Origin of the sequence: Bradyrhizobium sp. 17, assembly GCF_023073515.1 — a bacterium.
GTDB lineage: Bacteria > Pseudomonadota > Alphaproteobacteria > Rhizobiales > Xanthobacteraceae > Bradyrhizobium > Bradyrhizobium canariense_D.
Genome location: NZ_JADPJQ010000028.1, coordinates 1 through 14,168 on the forward strand (window position 1 = coordinate 1; position 14,168 = coordinate 14,168).

The window sequence follows — 14,168 nt, forward strand, 5'->3', positions numbered from 1 at the left end:
TGGACCAGATCGGCAGCTACTATTTTCTCGATCCGGTCAGCGGCGGTACGGGCCCCTCAATCAAATATGCTGGGACGCCTTTTGCTGCATCCACTCAGGTCGGAGGCTGGAGGCCGGTCGGGGCGGAGCAGACGGCAAGCGGATATCAGATTGCCTGGAAAGTGATCGGTTCGGATCAGTACTCGGTCTGGAACGCCGACAGCAACGGCAACTATGTCTCCTCCGCTACCGCGGTCGTCTCGGGAAGCAGTGCGATCCTTCAAGCATTTGAGAGCAGCTTCCAGCAAGACCTCAACGCTGATGGCTTGATCGGCATACCTGCGGCGAGCGTAACGATGGTCGAAACCGCCGGCTCGACTAAACTGCACCAGATTCCAAGTCCTACATCAGAGGGGGCCAGAATCGGAGCTGGCAACGATAATTTTGTACTTCCCTTGGGCATCGATGGGGACGTGTCAAATGCCGGAATCTCGGAAATTGTTCCGCCTGATGGATTTGCTTTGGTTGCTATCAGCAAACAGCTGACGGAGCTCTTGCACGAAACGCCGAGCGATCAATCCCACGCCATGTCTCATTTAGGCAGCGATTTTCATGATGCCGTCATGGCGCGGGGTACAATCAACGTTCATATGGCCGACCCGAATACGGGCTACTTCATCGTCCATTAGGCGGTGCGTTACGTTAGCCAGAGCAGAGCGGCAGCGGTCGCTGCGACGAAGTAATTTCGGGCGGTCTTAACGCGTTGCGACGCGCCTGAACCGCGTTCAGTCTAGGAGAGATGAAACGGGAAATACCTAGGTTCGGGCACGGTCGGGTCCCAGGCATCTCCGATGCTTGTCGTAGCCAGGCGTGACGGCGAGCGCGAGCAGCAGGACGGCCATCGGCCTAACGCTGGTAAGCCGGCGATACCGCAAGCTGAACCGCTCATCGAGGGGCTCTCAGGCAATGTCCTGATGGGCGATGCGGCCTACGATTCCGATGCGTTGCGATCCGCCATCGGCCCAGAAAGGCGCATAAGCCGCCTCCCGAACAACCCTCACCGGCAATCAAACATCCTCTCCACAAAACTCTGTTTGCCGAGCGATCACGTGATCGCGTGCCGACGCTGCTGTACTGCCTGGTGACCCAGTTCCTTGGTCTCTATGTCGCGAGGATCCTGCTGATCGTCAGCTTCATGCGCCTCGTCGGTCAAGACGCCTGTGGAAAGTCGCTGCTCACCGTTGTGGCGTTCACGAAGATCATGTTCATCGCCGTCGACGTCATCATGCCGAAAGGACAGCTCAAAGCGGCCTTCGGCTACTAAGCGGGTCTGCGATTGAAGCTTTCGGACTTTTGCTTCACGGTTTTGCCGTCTAACTGACGTGGAAGATGCTGGTGCTGATAATGGTCGGGCTGGTCTCGGCATCTTCGTCGCCGTGCTGCCCGAGCTCGGCCCCCACGGCGTGACGTCGCCTCAACGGCCGGCTGGATGAGTTCCCACTTCTTTCCTATGCGCGTGCAGACGCACACCACGCCACGACGCTGGGACGGTCTGACGATGTCGGAACGTGTCGCGCAAAGAACAACTCGATAATGCTTTGGAGGCGAGAATGAAGATGCCGTCCGCCTGGCAGCGTTGCACAAGCGCGAACTCTGATGGACGACGCTCATTAGAATTTACAAACGTAGGTGCGCCCGTTCGTAGTGGGGTCAGTCCCGTCGCTCGACGAAAAATAGAGCGCGTTGTTCCAATGCGAATAGGCCCCGCAGCCGATCTTCTGAATCGTATCGTGAGACGAATGAGGCGGCCCGATCAATTTGCCGTCCTCGAATAGGGCCAGACTCGACGCTATCGGGTTTGACGAACTATCTCCAAGAGGGACGTGATCTGGCAGCACGAAAGCCCACATCAGTCCTGCGCTTGCTGCCGGAGACGAAATCTGAATCTCTCTCGGCTTGCCAGTCGCCGTTCGATGACCGTCCTTCATTTCGAACGGCGGAAACCATTCGATGGAATTGGACGGGGAAGACCCGGTGAACTTTCGACCGTACAGGCTTTGCATTGGTACGGCTTTATCAAGAGAGTCTGGCCTCTTGCGCGCCGCGAACATATGGAAGGCGATCCTGCTATCAAGCGTTCCGAGGATGCCTTCACCGAACGATCCAGCAAGAGCAGGTCTGATTTGCCATGTGCCGGGCGCCTGCGCGCCGAAGAGAAGGGATGCGGAGTGCAGAACATCAAACTTCGCGGCTGCGTAATAGTCGAGCATCAGGGTTGGGCTGAACTGATAGAACCCGTGATCCACGCAATTGTTCATCGGCAGGATGTGGACTGCGAGGCCTCCGGGCCGTAGCATGCGGGTGATGTTTGTTAGAGCATTCGGGACGTGGAAGACGTGCTCGAGCGTTCCGCCGTTCAAGGCCACGCCGAACTTTCCGGATAACTCGAGGGGCAGATTTTCGTTGTTCAAGTCGAACTCGAAATCGGCGCCCTCGTACTTGCTGACGTCCACGCTCGAAAGCTCGGTTAGCCCGCACGCCTCGAAATAGCCGCGAGCGTCCATCGGCTGATCGGCCCTCGGCCAAAACGAGAGTTTGCCGAGAGCACCGCGGAACATCTTCTCGGTGAAGCCGCAGTCCATAACGCCAAGCGTAACGACAGGACCTTTGATGTTATGAGCCAGGAACCACTCACGCAACAGCACAGCTACGTTCAGCGCTAAACCCATCTCTTCCCCTCTTTCGCCCGCACTATGCCGGGCTTGTCCACCTTTTAGCAATATCTCCCCAGTTTTCCGACATCAACCGGGACTTCATCACATGCTCGACCTGCACGGCGTTTCGCGTGCCGCCTTGGACCTGGTCGTCATCGAGTAGGTGACCAGCCTGCGGGATCCTCCTCAGCGCCTCCGGCAAGCGCGTGAAGGCCGCGGCTGCCTATTCGCGCGCGAACCGCGCGGCCGGTTCGACATTCCCTGGGCGTCGCGCTCGAAGGTTTTCGCAGGCCATCAGCTACCGCAACGCTAAGCGAGTAATCGCCTCTATCGAGGAGAACCTATGGCAACTTGGCCCAAAGACACGCAAGCCTCGCGCAATGCCTTTTACGGCTATCCCGGCAAAGGCGAGATCGCGGCGCAGATAGTTCGTCCTGCCGCGTGCGCCATGTACTACAAGGGCCAGCGCGTCAAATCGATCATGTTCCATCGCACAGCGGCGCCGGCGCTGCGCGGTTCGCTGAACGAGATCTGGGATTATGGCCAGCATGATAAGAAGCGTATCGGCGCTGCCGGCGTCTCCAATATGCCGGCGCTTACAATCATCGCCTGGTGTGCGGATCCAAGACCAAATGGTCAAATCACGCCTATGCCGCTGCGATCGATTTGAACGCCGAGCAGAACGGCCTTTATAAGAGAACATGCCGCAATTCGTCATTGATGCATTCTGCCGGCGAGGTGGATGTGGGGCGGCTGGTATTCGGGCCGCTGCATCCGATGCATTTCGAGGTCGTCGACAACGGCGGCGGTAAGCCGAAATCGCCACCGCCGATCTTTGGCCAGCCTGCCGTCATGGCGGCGCGGGCCGACGAGTTCGAGGACCATGCGCCGCCTGCCGTGGCTTGCCGCCGGGGCGGGCGAGCGCGACGCAGGCTCGTCGCCGAACGTGCAGCCGCTCGATCCAGCCATCGCCGGCGATCCGGTGCTCTATTACGTGTGGCGCCGGCTCAAGGCGCGGCGCTATTGACCTGGCGTGCTTGACAGCCGGTGGGGCAGCGGCACCAGCGGCGCGCTGTCGGCCTTCATGAATGACCGCGGCCTGGCGTGCCGCTGCCGTCCTCGGTCGAGGAATTCCACGGCATAGCCGAGGTCATATTGCGCTAAACCAATTTGATGATAGCAATGAGGACTGCCGCTATCGCGACTGCGCCGCCTATCAAAATGAGGAATGCATATGTATGTGCGCTAGGGGACATCCCGCGCATGTGCTCACGATTTTCTATTTCTAACTTCAAACCTTCTGGCATGCGTAGGGATATATCTAATCTGGAGATGCGGAGCTAATCTGGTTGTTGAGAGCGGCAGGAAGGCCGATTAGTCCTGCGAGTTCATGCAGGGTCTCCGGCTCCAGATTGCGCCTGATATGACTTGCATCGCGGTAGATAAATTCATCGTTGATGTAGGTTTTGCAACTGACGGAATCGCACATCGTTTCTCTTGGGATAAGAGCAGTCACATTCGCGTGTTGTTGTGCGATGGCCTCAAGCATCCTGTCAGTTTGAACCGTGTACGTTTTCATAAAGGCGACAGTAGTTGCGTCAAGTTTGCATCGTCTGCGCAAGAGACCAGACAACGAGTTTACGGCACACGGTACTGGATCCTTGTTGAGTTGAGGAATGCTGCCGACAAGGAGAAAGCGACGGCCTGGAATTGAGTTCTCATTGATCAAGTCCTCAATTCCTGAGGCGACCAGAGATATTCTCTTTTCCGGGCTCAGATTGGCGTCCCCGATGATCTGATGTGACATCCGGCTCCAAGAAGAAGCTAGGATCACAAGGTTGATCGATGGGTCATCACGCAACAGTTGGATGGCTCGCTTGCGCTGGTCAGTACAATATTCTGCAAAATTCGGGAATCCTTCGAAGTCTAAGCGCTGAACACGGCCACCAAAGGAGGCAGGGCAGTTCGTGTACAGCAAAAGTCCTTCGTTGGGTCGAGCCACGGCCTGCACTACCGGCGCAAGATGGACGGCGTGACTATCGCCCCACAGCAGGGCTTTCGTCTTTGCAGTCGCCCAGTCGTGGCCGAAGGAGCAGTATTGGCCCTTTAGTTGCGGGAGTTGTTCGTGCTTGGGGCAGTCCCATCCCCACATCGCATCTAGGCTGCGCATAGGGTAGATGGCAGGCGACATGCGTTCCGGGAGCCCCTCCGAGCTATGAACGTACATGCCGGAGCAAAAGAGCAGGATAGCCGCGAAGCCTCCGACGCGCACGGTCTGCGCAGGGTTCCACTTTAATTTGCGGAATGGCTTCTCGATGAAGCGGAACGACACGCTCGCTAAGGCGATCGAGACAACGACGAGCGCGATTGCTTCTAACCAGTTCGGTTCGGCATTATTGATGTAATGCCGGAACAGGACCCAAACCGGCCAGTGCCAAAGGTACAGGCTATAGGAGATCAGCCCGATCGGGCGCAGTTTACCGAGCCAAAAGCCAAGCTTCGATTCCGTTTCACGTGGCCAGATCACGAGCGCTGCACCAGCGCAGGGATAGAGGGCCGATGCGCCGGGGAACGAGCTGGCATGGACCAGAACAAAGCCTGCCGCGATCAAAGCAAGCCCCGCTGCTATGGCGGTGGTTCCGATGCGCTGCGGTAGAGGCGGCAGGAACACGAGCAACGCACCGAGCGCCAGCTCCCAGGCGCGAGGCAGCACTAGATAGAATGCGCCCTTTGGATCTGTGTCGAGCCAGAACAGGCTCGCGCCGAATAAGATGACGACAGCAGCGCCTATAGCGGCGGCTAGGTCGATCCTCTTTCGGCCAGTTGCGAGAAGAGCCAAGAGCAGGGGCCACGCCAGATAGAATTGCTCCTCGACGCCGAGGGACCAGGTGTGAAGGAGCGGCATCAAGTCGGAAGCCTGGTCGAAATAACCAGTGTTGGACAGGAAGAAGAAGTTTGAGGCGCCCAACGCCGCGTAGGCCGCACTTGCGGCCATCGATTTGTAGTCGCCAGGCAACAGCAGGAACTTGCCGATCCACAAAGAAAAGGCAAGCACCACAGCCAGCGCCGGGACGATGCGGCGAATTCTGCGGTCGTAGAAATTGAGGATCGAGAATGTTCCGTTGGAAATCTCCGCAGACAGCTGCTGCGTGATCAGGAAGCCGCTGATCACGAAAAACACGTCAACGCCAGTAAAGCCACCCGGCAAAGCTGCATTGTAATGGAAGGCTAAGACAGAAAGCACGGCGATGGCTCGCAAACCATCGATGTCAGCGCGATATTTCAAGATGAGCCCGCCCATTCTCAGCTGGGGCTGCAATCTACTCGCCATAACCCGCCCGGGCAAGCGCCGAGCGTGACCAAGAAGACACACCCAGCCGAGTCATTTCCCGGCATCAATTTAGAGCGTCCTAAAGGTGTAAATTGCAGGCAAAGGCCTTTCTGTATCAAAAGTTGCGCTTTATCATAATTGCATTGGGGAATCGGGGAGGGGGCGATGACTTCATTTGAGCCGCTACTGCCAATTTTTCTAGTTTATGTGTTCGGTACTTTGATCACGATCGGGCACTTCTACCGCAGGCACGAGGGGCGGCTACGTGCGCGGCAGATCGCCTGTGTCCTCCTCTGGCCGCTTTGGTGGTTGCTGGAGAACGGCATCGGGAAAAGCATTGACGCTATTTCCTATGCCACTATGGGGACGGAGGGGCGCGCAGCCATTTCGCTGGGAATAGGACTTTTCTCTGCAGGACAATTTCTATTCACCCACTGGGAGACGTGCAGTGGAGCGGCACGCTGCACCGGTGTTGTGTTGAAGAGCTCCGCTATGATGTGCCCACCATTTGGAGCGGCCTACCTGATCTGGCTTGTTTCTCAATTTGGATAAGGGTCAAGGCGGTGGCCCCGCGCATTTGAGGGGCTGCTGGCCGACAGGCTCTCGTGCAGCTCGAGCCATAAGAGTTTTTTCATGTCGGTCTCTTCCTAGAAAAACTGCTTCATGAATCGGGATGTTCGCCACCTCCCATCGTACTCGCTCACGCGCACGTTGCTCTAGCTCGCCTGCAACACTGATCGGCAAAAGGCAGCGGGAATTCCCGATATTTAACAAAGGGTTTGAGCAGAACCGTATTCCTAAGAACGTGCATTCGCCCGTTGGGAAGGTTTGGGGTATTGACCTGCCCCTGCCGATTTCCTCCAGTTGAAGTTAGAGTCCGGCCTTCTGATGAAGTGCTCCCCAAAACTAGGCCAGCCGGCGCTGGAATTTGCCGGGGTTATGCTCATGCCGGCTGGGGCGCCGATGAGCCATTCAACAGCGATATCGGCGCCTTATTGCCGATCGCGCTGTGGGGCCGGACTTCGTTGTAGTCTCTGCGCTAATCCTCCATTTTCTGCCGCGCGTCGTCAAGGCTCCAGAACCAGTGCGTGTTCAGGCACTCGCTTCTGAACTTGCCGTTGAAAGATTCGATAAAGCTGTTGTCCGTCGGTTTTCCCGGCCGCGAGAAATCCAGCACCACACCCTTCTGGTAAACCCAGATATCGAGATCACGGGAGATAAACTCTGATCCCTGGTCGACGCGAATCGTCCTGGGATAGCCAAGGAGCTTGCAGATACGCTCCAAGGTCAGCACGACATCCTCGCCTCGATAACCGAAGCGCGGATCGACGGCTGGCGAGAAGCGACTGAAGGTGTCCACAATCGTGAGAACACGGATCTTGCGGCCCGTGACGAGCTGGTCGTGAACGAAGTCCATTGCCCAGGTCTCATTGATCTGGCGTGCTTCCGTCCTATCCTCGCGCAGCTTGGCCTTCACGCGACGCTTCGGCGCTTTGTTGCGTCATTGCAGGCTTAACTCCCGATAAAGACGATAGACGCGTTTGACGTTGATGGCCCAGCCGTCACGTTGCAGCAGGACATGGACCCGGCGATAGCCGTATCTCACCCGCGTCTCGCAGATGTCCTTGATCCGACTTTTGAGAGCGGCCTGGTCGCCGCGTTTCGACTTGTAGACGTACAGTGCGCGATCCATCCGAAGAGCCGAGCAGGCCCGCCTGATCGAGACCTTCCAGCCACTTCGCACCTTGTCGACAAGCTCACGCTTGCGGCCAGGCTTTAGAGCTTTTTTGACAGCACATCCTGAAGCATGGCCTTGTCCAACGACAGGTCGGCGACAATCCGCTTCAGCTTGCTGTTCTCTTCCTCAAGCTGACGCAGCCGCTTCATCTCTGAGGGCAACAGGCCAGCATATTTCTTCCGCCAATTGTAGAACGTCGCCTCGCTGATCCCGGCCTTGCGGCAGACCTCTGCCACTGCCGAGCCATCTTCAGCTTGCTTCAAAACAAATGCGATCTGCGCCTCTGAAAACTTCGATGCCTTCATGGAACTCTCCTCGTCCCGCATAAATGGAAAATTCCAGTTCAAACTGGCCTAATTTGGCGGGGGCACGTCACGTATCCTGCCGAGGCAAGGCCGACTCTGCTGCGAACGGTCGTAGCAATTTTGCTGGCGGCCGTCGCAGCATCTGCCTAGGCAATCGCGAGGCTGGCAAGTTGGTGTACCCGGATACGACTATGTGAGCGGGTGCACACTTAGCCGAGGTTCCGGACGCCGAACTGATGAGACGCCTTCGGAGACTGACGATATCGCCTACACGAACCGGATCGCGCTTGTAGTGCACTACACCCAGCTACAACTGCGAACCGGGCGACATCGCTTACGCCAATTGAGCGTGTTCTTTCCGCAGCTCTCGCTCAGTTGACACTGATCCACGCGCACCTGATCTGGAGCGAAGGCCTTCTTCAGAAACGCACGCTGATGTGCGGCTTCTGGTCAGCGCGCAGTGATCACTTACGAGATTCTTCGCAAGAATGGACTCGAAGCTTGGCGTGTCGGTGGCCATGTGCTTGTAAAGTTTGCCGCCGGTGGGCACGACTACCTGGTTGAGCCAGACTACGGGATTTCGGCTTCAGGTACGACGTGCGGCGCGGCATCTTGCGAGCGGAGATTGCCGTGAAATATACCAAAGCAGACTGGGCGAACGCCGACTGGATCTACTGCTACGTATCGAGCCGATCCGACAATGACATATTTGAATCCCGAGTACGTTTTGCACATTGAGCACATGCAGGACGTATACCAATTCGATCGCGATAGGATTGATCTTGCTGGCTCTGGGTTTTGCCTTCGGTGGCCGGTCAAAGGCCCCTCGATCCGCTTCTTGGGCACCTCGGGTTCTGACCGCTCGCGAATACCTTCTTCCAGATTCAAAACGCGCGAGTTGGGAGGACCGAGAGGTTCAGTGATCGAACCTGGACAGGAATAGCCGGCTCAACAGACTTGGTCGACGAGGAGCTCGGAGCGATACGAAGGGCTCCTTAGCGTCTGGATCAATGACTCGGTAGGCTCGCCCGTTTGTATTCGGGTCGCTGTTGTCGCTCGCCGAGAAAATCAAGGACGATTGCCAGTGGGAGTAGCGTCCGTTTCCTTTCTCGGCGATGTCCACGTGCGTCGTATGAGCTGGTCCGAGAGCGTGACGGTCTTCCGTCACTTCGAGCCGAGATCGGCTGGATGCCTCATTGCTGTCGGAGACGGTGCCCGGGATAAGCGTCAGATGTTGCCAGGCGTTACCGCCAAAATGCTTGAATGGCGGGCGGATGAGCCCCGGGTCCGGGTCACGCCAAGGCGGAAGTGTATCGAGGTAGAGCGCGAGGGGAATGTATAAGACCGCTCCAAAGATGGTCGCGAGAACGAGCCTCCGCTGAAATCGCTTCGACATGTCGTGTCCAGTTTGCAGATCAGGATGCGGGGTAGGTCAGGGCTACATGCAGGGTTGGCTCGCGCCGAATGCGATCGCTAACCAACATCGAACGCCTGATGGTCATGAGAGGCGGTCTTCAAGGCTCCCCTCGGCAGCGACAGACGCTCGCACTCTGCGATGCAAAGACTGAGCGGGGCGTCAGATACCATAGGAGGAAAAGAACGGCAGCGCCGTGCGAAAGCAAGCTTGTCGTGAACGGCACGTTCAACAGGATCTGGGGAAGGATCGCACCCGATACAAGGATGAAGCGGGGAGGAAGGCCTGAGGAAAATCGATTGACGAGAGCTACTACAAGTCCGCATGCGAAAACCGGGATCGGGGCCAGGAGAGGGCCTACCGAAGCGATCCCTTCGGTGGCGAAAAGCGAGGCGTTGAAGTTACCGAGCCTGTAGGCCTGCTGCATGACTACCCCTAACTGAACCGAATAGGGGCACGAGACTAGAGTTTTGACAAATGTAATCTGGCAGAAGGACGTGAGAGGGTGACTGAAGAAGAAATCGTTGTAGATATCCATCGCATTTGAAGGCGTAGCAATCATCCGAAGATTGACGATATCGAGATAGCGCCCGTCGCTGATGCCGAGGATGACGTACAAGACGACGCCGATAGACAGTGGCACGAATAGCGAGAGCACAACTGCAGTCCGGCAATCGAGCAGGCGCGTCAGTACAGCCATGGCAAGAAGCCACGTTGGCGTGAAGAACGCGATCTTGTTGAGGGTGATTGGGTAGACAAGCAGCAATAGGACGAGCGTCAGTCCAGCTCGCCAGTAGTTCCGCCGCTCCACAAAGCAAGCAAAGATGAAGGGCAACAGGGCGTTCGAAACGACTCCAATGCAGTAGACGAGTGGGGAGGGCATGCTGATCTTGTCGCGGAAGTCGTACATCTCCCCGAGCGAGACCATCTTGAAGCTATAGCTTGCGGCTATCAGGATCGTGGCCACGCCGACTGTCAAGATAATTGTCAGCGCGCGGTCGAAGGTTGCTTCGCCAATCGTGAACGTTCGTCGGATCGGAGATGTCACCAGGAGCGATGGCACCATGAATGCTATCATCGATGCGACGGAAGAGGCCCCGCTGAGCCAGTGATTGTACTCGAAGCGGGAGAAGCAATTTAGCCAGAGGTATCCAACGATCATCGTGTAGAAATAGAAGCTTAGAAAATAGCCAAAGCTGAATGGAACGAGGAGGAACAGGCAGGAGAGAGCGGCAAACGCGGCGATCGTTGCGATCGCGCCGTTGAGCAGTTCGGAATCATAAAAGATGTGGAAGTTGCTGTAGCTGCGGCTGAGGTAGGCGAGCGAGACGCAGCAGGCGACGATATGGAGACTGATCAATACGCCCAAGCTCACGCGCGTTGAAGACTTGCCCGCTATCGCGATCTCGTTCGTATTCATGCTGCCAGTCCTATTGCAGGTCATACGCAGCCGGTGGGTGTGGCTGGTGGCCTGCGGATTCAAAGATTCGAGGACTTAACCTGCTCGGGGCCAAGAGTAAGCGTCTGATCTTTCAACGAAGCAACAATTGGCATGATGATTCGCAAGGCGGCGGATGCCGAGCATGGCGCAGCGTGTTTTGAGCTAGGCTGCCGCCTCCGCGCGCCTGGGCCGGTTCAGCGAACAGCGCTGCAATTCCGCGCCAGCCCCGTGCTTGCTTCGTTCGCCTGGGCTCTCCCGGTCATCACAGATATGGGGCCCAGGGACCGAGGCCGCCAAAGATCGGGTGAGCCCGAGTTTTTCCATGAGCGGAACTCTCAGGTCGCTGCTTGACGATTGCGTTGTCCTTTAAACACCAGGAAGCAGGTTGACAAGTCGCCAATTGTGAAACGAGCGGCAAGGAACCCAGATCCAGCCAGCGTCTCCGCTTGCGCTGGAGTTTTTGTGGGCCAGATCCATGGAGACGTTCACGAGATTTCCTTCGGTAACTGCCGCATCATAGGCGGCCGCTGGCGCGGGTGCCCGGAGATTGATGGTGGTATCAAGCCCGGGCACGATACGTCGGTCATGGCCTGTGAGGAACATTGCTTTGACGCCGGCTGCGTCAGTTCGCTTGTTTAGTGAGCCAAGATCGGCGAGGTCGCGGTTACCGATCGGTTCGGGCGTTCGAAGCAGTCAATGGTGTCTCACCACGCGCCAATATGTCACCATAGAGCTGCGTGATCGTGTGACCGATGATCCTTGCGGAGAATCGCTCCGACACACGGCGTCTCGCCGCAGCACCGAACCTTGCCCGCAGCTCAGGCGATCCAGCGAGCCGCAGAATTGCGCTTGCCAGTGCTATTGGGTCCTCGAGAGGAACCAGGAGGCCGGTTTGATCGGCAAGCACAATCTCGCGGCAGCCGGGCGTGTCCGTGGCAATCAAGGGCCTGCCGCAGGCGGCTGCTTCCATCAGTGCGCCCGGAAGTCCCTCACGATATGACGGCAATGCCGCGATATGCGAAGCGCGCCACAGCGAGGCGATGTTGTCGATGTGCCCGAGCCAAGTGATGCCTGGCCGCGCAGTCCAGGCTTCGATCTCTTCGTGCGACACGGACGAGGGATTCGCCGGGTCGAGATTTCCAGCGATGATGAGATTGATGTCGTGTCCTTGATCGCGCAGCAGGCCATGGGCGCGAACGAGCGTGCGAATGCCCTTGTCGACCAGCAATCGCCCTGCGAATCCGACCGTGATCGGGCCTGCCGGCTCAGGTAACGGCTGCAATGATTCATCATCAACGCCAGATCCCGGGATCAACGTCATGTGGTCGGCCTTGGCACCGAGCCCCATCAGCGCCTCGCGGTCATCGGGATTTTGCACGATCGTGTAGCTGCGATTTCGGTTGAGCAGCCAGGGCAGCAGTCGCGTCAGGACGCGCTTCAGCAGACGTGACTGCGAGCTCGATGACGTGAAGATGTAGCCGAGCCCGGTGATCGCATTGACGACAGGGAATCTCTGGTCGAGCGCAGCCAGCGATCCAAAGACGCAGCATTGCACGCCGGAATGGTGCACGATGCTTGGCTTGATCGCGCGCTCTACCTCCCGGATGGCTTTCAACGCTGCAGCAGCCGTGAGCATCGCCCGTTGACCGCGTTGGAAGGGAATCCGGTGAAGTACAAAGTTCTCCGCTTTGATGGAGGCCGCGCCGCTGCTCACGTTGGTCGCCACATGGACCTCAAGGCCGGCGTCACGCGCTGCCCGCGCCATTGGCAGGCGATTAAGAAGGAACGCCCAGTCCTCGTTAACGATGTAGAGGATGCGACCCTTCAGCTTGGTTTCTTGGGGATTCATTGATCAGTCGAGGCAGGACTGTCGGAAAACCCGGATGTCATCGGTAGTCGGGCGCATGAGAAATCTGTGTTGAAGGCAGCGGCAGGGCCGCAAGTCCGGAGTGGTGGGCCGATCAGCATTGTCGCCATCGTCAGGAAGGGCGGCAGTCATACCACGGGACAATGCACGGCCACCAGCAGTGCGGCGGCCTGCCGCATGGTTCGGGTGCGACATCATCGGATTTGGTGGGCACGAATCTCGAGCGGGCGCGCTGGTTGTGCCGCCTGGGTCTATAAGAGCGCCTGCTGCTGCTGCGCGGATGAGAGTAGTAGCCTCGACGCGGTTGCTATTGATTTGCGCCAGCTCCACCAATACGGCGCTTCTCGGATGTGGTGACCACTCATTCCGAGGCGGAAAGCAGGAGCAGGATTGCGAGAGCGCGTCGTCGTCACCGACATTGCCGTCAGCGCGCCTTGGATTGTTCATTGCAAGCAGCTACCGGGGGTGGCGGTACGGCCATGTGCCGGCGCTCGAACGGGGCCCGTTGTAGCGCAGAGCGAATGCGATCGGTACGCCGAACACTATGAGCATTCGCATTCAGACTGAGAAAGGCGCTCGTCTCCGGGCACATCAATTCGCGCGATATAAAATATGCAGCAAATTCAATAGATTGAATTGTTCACGTCGTGAACGAGCGGCTTGACGTTCACAGCGTGAACGCGCTATCTGTCGCCGACGGAGGGGGATTTTCAATGGACCGCGCGTTGACGGATTCGAGCGGCGAGGACGAACGGATCGTCCTCAATCTGCTGAATTCCGTCGATGACGGCGCGCAATCGCAGCGCCGCATCGCGGAGGAGCTCGGTATCGCGCTTGGCCTCGTTAACGCCTATCTCAAGCGATGTATCAAGAAGGGCCTTGTTAAGGTCAGTCAGGCGCCGGCGCGCCGCTACGCCTATTACCTGACGCCAAAGGGCTTCGCTGAGAAGTCGCGCCTGACGGTGGAGTATCTGTCGTCTTCTTTCTCATTCTTTCGTCAGGCCAAGGCCGATTGCGCGCAAGTCCTGCAATTAGCGAAGGCGCAGCAATTCCAGAATCTCGTGCTCTGCGGAAGGTCGGATCTGGCTGAAATCGCCATGCTGTCGGCCGTTGATTGCGGTGTCTCGATCGTTGCAATTGTCGATCAGAATGCCGGCGACACTCGCTTTGTCGGGATACCGGTCGTTTCTGGGTACGATCGCGTTGTCGTTCCATTCGACGCTGTGATGATCACCGATGTGGCCAATCCCAATCAGGCCTTCGAAGAAGCGGTGCGCCTTTACGGACCGGGCCGTGTGCTTGCTCCTAGCCTGCTGGGCCTGAACCTCTCCGAGCATCAGGATGCGCCGCAATGAACATCATTGATGCTTGCTACATCG

Annotated in this window: 9 protein-coding genes and 3 pseudogenes; 6 read left to right on the top strand and 6 right to left on the bottom strand. The window is 57.6% G+C overall.

Features of this window, described 5'->3' with window-relative positions; genetic code table 11:
• Both IVB13_RS04610 and IVB13_RS04615 read left to right on the top strand, forming a co-directional pair.
• A pseudogene (locus IVB13_RS04610) lies at nucleotides 1-668 on the top strand (hypothetical protein); the annotation flags it as partial.
• A gap of 428 nt (nucleotides 669-1,096) precedes the next feature.
• A pseudogene (locus IVB13_RS04615) lies at nucleotides 1,097-1,303 on the top strand (tripartite tricarboxylate transporter TctB family protein); the annotation flags it as partial.
• Nucleotides 1,304-1,649: 346 nt separating this feature from the next.
• Here IVB13_RS04615 and IVB13_RS04620 read toward each other — a convergent pair.
• The gene (locus IVB13_RS04620; protein ID WP_247456291.1) at nucleotides 1,650-2,708 is read right to left on the bottom strand and encodes a class I SAM-dependent methyltransferase; all 1,059 of its coding nucleotides are present in this window, start codon (nucleotides 2,706-2,708) and stop codon (nucleotides 1,650-1,652) included.
• Nucleotides 2,709-3,036: 328 nt separating this feature from the next.
• On the opposite strand from IVB13_RS04620, the gene IVB13_RS04625 reads away from it, so the two are divergent.
• Entirely contained in the window at nucleotides 3,037-3,363 is a 327-nt protein-coding gene (locus IVB13_RS04625; RefSeq protein ID WP_247487947.1) for a hypothetical protein, read from the top strand.
• 44 nt (nucleotides 3,364-3,407) lie between these two features.
• Here the strand turns inward: IVB13_RS04625 and IVB13_RS04630 are convergent, their stop codons facing one another.
• Complete coding sequence (locus IVB13_RS04630) at nucleotides 3,408-3,578, bottom strand: hypothetical protein (protein WP_247456289.1); 171 nt, start codon at nucleotides 3,576-3,578, stop codon at nucleotides 3,408-3,410.
• On the opposite strand from IVB13_RS04630, the gene IVB13_RS04635 reads away from it, so the two are divergent.
• The gene (locus IVB13_RS04635; RefSeq protein ID WP_247456288.1) at nucleotides 3,577-3,720 is read left to right on the top strand and encodes a hypothetical protein; all 144 of its coding nucleotides are present in this window, start codon (nucleotides 3,577-3,579) and stop codon (nucleotides 3,718-3,720) included. The genes IVB13_RS04630 and IVB13_RS04635 overlap by 2 nt on opposite strands.
• Before the next feature lie 294 nt (nucleotides 3,721-4,014).
• Here the strand turns inward: IVB13_RS04635 and IVB13_RS04640 are convergent, their stop codons facing one another.
• Nucleotides 4,015-5,994: an acyltransferase family protein gene (locus IVB13_RS04640; RefSeq protein WP_247456287.1), complete on the bottom strand. Its 1,980-nt coding sequence runs from the start codon at nucleotides 5,992-5,994 to the stop codon at nucleotides 4,015-4,017.
• Nucleotides 5,995-6,189: 195 nt separating this feature from the next.
• On the opposite strand from IVB13_RS04640, the gene IVB13_RS04645 reads away from it, so the two are divergent.
• Nucleotides 6,190-6,576 carry a hypothetical protein gene (locus tag IVB13_RS04645; RefSeq protein WP_247456286.1) on the top strand — a complete coding sequence of 129 codons (387 nt, stop codon included), beginning with the start codon at nucleotides 6,190-6,192 and terminating at the stop codon, nucleotides 6,574-6,576.
• Between the two features lie 391 nt (nucleotides 6,577-6,967).
• Here IVB13_RS04645 and IVB13_RS04650 read toward each other — a convergent pair.
• The 3 genes and pseudogenes from IVB13_RS04650 to IVB13_RS04660 form a co-directional block, all read right to left on the bottom strand.
• Nucleotides 6,968-8,067 (bottom strand): annotated as a pseudogene (locus tag IVB13_RS04650) (IS3 family transposase).
• A gap of 1,514 nt (nucleotides 8,068-9,581) precedes the next feature.
• Nucleotides 9,582-10,901 (bottom strand): hypothetical protein, encoded by a 1,320-nt coding sequence (locus IVB13_RS04655; RefSeq protein ID WP_247456740.1) that lies wholly within the window; start codon nucleotides 10,899-10,901, stop codon nucleotides 9,582-9,584.
• A gap of 685 nt (nucleotides 10,902-11,586) precedes the next feature.
• Complete coding sequence (locus tag IVB13_RS04660) at nucleotides 11,587-12,771, bottom strand: glycosyltransferase family 4 protein (protein WP_247487949.1); 1,185 nt, start codon at nucleotides 12,769-12,771, stop codon at nucleotides 11,587-11,589.
• A 731-nt stretch (nucleotides 12,772-13,502) separates the two neighbouring features.
• On the opposite strand from IVB13_RS04660, the gene IVB13_RS04665 reads away from it, so the two are divergent.
• Nucleotides 13,503-14,144 carry a winged helix-turn-helix transcriptional regulator gene (locus IVB13_RS04665; protein WP_247456742.1) on the top strand — a complete coding sequence of 214 codons (642 nt, stop codon included), beginning with the start codon at nucleotides 13,503-13,505 and terminating at the stop codon, nucleotides 14,142-14,144.
• The last annotated feature ends 24 nt before the right edge of the window (nucleotides 14,145-14,168 follow it).

Bases quoted from the DNA above. Each gene is read 5' to 3' on its own strand.
- IVB13_RS04620 (WP_247456291.1), bottom strand. From the start codon at position 2,708: ATGGGTTTAGCGCTGAACGTAGCTGTGCTGTTGCGTGAGTGGTTCCTG.
- IVB13_RS04625 (WP_247487947.1), top strand. From the start codon at position 3,037: ATGGCAACTTGGCCCAAAGACACGCAAGCCTCGCGCAATGCCTTTTAC.
- IVB13_RS04635 (WP_247456288.1), top strand. From the start codon at position 3,577: ATGCGCCGCCTGCCGTGGCTTGCCGCCGGGGCGGGCGAGCGCGACGCA.
- IVB13_RS04630 (WP_247456289.1), bottom strand. From the start codon at position 3,578: ATGGTCCTCGAACTCGTCGGCCCGCGCCGCCATGACGGCAGGCTGGCC.
- IVB13_RS04640 (WP_247456287.1), bottom strand. From the start codon at position 5,994: ATGGGCGGGCTCATCTTGAAATATCGCGCTGACATCGATGGTTTGCGA.
- IVB13_RS04645 (WP_247456286.1), top strand. From the start codon at position 6,190: ATGACTTCATTTGAGCCGCTACTGCCAATTTTTCTAGTTTATGTGTTC.
- IVB13_RS04655 (WP_247456740.1), bottom strand. From the start codon at position 10,901: ATGAATACGAACGAGATCGCGATAGCGGGCAAGTCTTCAACGCGCGTG.
- IVB13_RS04660 (WP_247487949.1), bottom strand. From the start codon at position 12,771: ATGAATCCCCAAGAAACCAAGCTGAAGGGTCGCATCCTCTACATCGTT.
- IVB13_RS04665 (WP_247456742.1), top strand. From the start codon at position 13,503: ATGGACCGCGCGTTGACGGATTCGAGCGGCGAGGACGAACGGATCGTC.